This window comes from Treponema sp. R6D11, from assembly GCF_054786075.1.
In genome coordinates, this window is sequence record NZ_BDHD01000279.1 from 1 (window position 1) to 1,727 (window position 1,727).

The window sequence follows — 1,727 nt, forward strand, 5'->3', positions numbered from 1 at the left end:
ACCGGCGGGGGGACAGGAGGGCATATTTATCCCGGGCTGGCGGTTGCGGCGGAGTTAAAAAAACTGCTTTCCGACCGTGAGTTTCAGTTGTTTTGGATTGGTTCCTCCGCCCATTTGGATCGTTCTCTTGTAGAAGAAGCTGGAATAAAATTTTTCAGTATCCCTTCAGGAAAATTAAGACGTTATTTTTCGTTTCGGACTTTTGTCGATTTTTTTAAAATTATCGGCGGTTATTTTGCCGCGCGTAAAATATTGAAAAAACAAAGAACTCTGTTTCTGTTTTCCAAAGGCGGTTTTGTAAGCGTGCCTCCTTGCATGGCGGCTGCGTCTTTGGGCATAAAAGTTTTTACGCATGAATCGGATTTTAGTCCGGGGCTTGCCACAAAAATTAACGCCCGTTACGCCGTCCGTACAAAGGGAAGAATATTTATCGCCTACGAAGAAACAGAGCGGTTTTTCCGCAAAGCGTTTCGTGATCACATAACGGTTAGCGGTAATCCCGTGCGAAGCGTTTTTCATAACGCCGATGCCGCAAAGGGCAGGGCGTTTTTAGGAGTTGATGAAGATGAGCGGATTCTTTTAGTTCTTGGCGGCAGTCAGGGAGCCGTTGAAATAAACGAGCTTATCCGCGCCGTTCTGCCTGAGCTTACAAAGATTTACACTGTCGTACATCAAACGGGACCGAATCTTACATGGGATATTCCGGCAAGCAAAAGATACAAACCTTTTCCGTACATCAAAGATGAAATGCCCCATGTAATGGCGACCGCAGAGCTTGTTATGGGCAGAAGCGGAGCCGGTATTTGGGAGTGGGCTGTTTTAGGAAAGCCAATGCTGTTGATACCGCTAAGAGGTTCAGGTACAAGAGGAGATCAGGTTGAGAACGCCAATTACTTTAGGCGTGCGGGAGCCGCGCAGGAGTTAGGTGAAAATATAACGCCGTGGGCGTTGATAAGCGCGGTTAATTCATTCGCGCAGGACGAGGAAAAAAGAAAAAATATGTCTGCCGCATCAGCGAAAATAGGGGAGAGGGACGGCTCTGTAATTATAGCGCGCGAGCTTGCAGATGAATTTTCGCGGCATTTCGGAGGATACAGGTGAGCTTTTCCATAATTGATATTGTTTTTGTGGGACTAATTGGGCTTTTTATGATCCGCTGTTATCTGAAAGGTTTTGTAAGTGAGCTGTTATCTATGGCGGCTGTGGTGCTTGGACTTCTTGCGGCGTTATTTTTTCATAAGAACGGAGGCGAGTTTTTAAAAAACCAATTTTGGCACGATACAAATATCGTAATTTTAAAAATACTGGCGTTTGTCATTTTATTTGTTTTTGTTTTTGTAGTTGTTAAAATAATAGAAAAAATGCTAGTCAATATTATTGATGAAGTAAGCCTAACAAACGCCGATAGTTATCTTGGGATAATTTTCGGCTTGGCGGAAGGCTTGGCGGTGGTAAGTTTAATACTTTTTTTGTTAAAAATACAGCCGCTTTTTGATTCAACCCAAATGTTAAATGACAGTATTTTTGCGCGTTATTTACTGCCCTTGATTACAGGAAAGGAGAAAGTTTCAAGTGTTTGAGAATATAATCGAACAAAGCGCCGTTCTCCAGTTACGCGACGATATTCTGTCAAAAAGAGACGCTCCAAGTATGCTGTTTTTTGGTCCGTCGAACAGCGGAAAAGGCAGTGCGGCGTTGGAGTTGGCTCGTGTTCTCTCTTGCGAAGA

At 43.9% G+C, this 1,727-nt stretch carries 2 protein-coding genes; both read left to right on the forward strand.

What is annotated here, in order from left to right; translation table 11 throughout:
* On the forward strand, positions 1–1,101 hold a 1,101-nt coding region (locus ACYVTD_RS12265; RefSeq protein ID WP_461248042.1), incomplete at its 5' end, for a UDP-N-acetylglucosamine--N-acetylmuramyl-(pentapeptide) pyrophosphoryl-undecaprenol N-acetylglucosamine transferase.
* Positions 1,098–1,580 (forward strand): CvpA family protein, encoded by a 483-nt coding sequence (locus ACYVTD_RS12270; RefSeq protein WP_461248043.1) that lies wholly within the window; start codon positions 1,098–1,100, stop codon positions 1,578–1,580. The genes ACYVTD_RS12265 and ACYVTD_RS12270, both read left to right, overlap by 4 nt.
* The last annotated feature ends 147 nt before the right edge of the window (positions 1,581–1,727 follow it).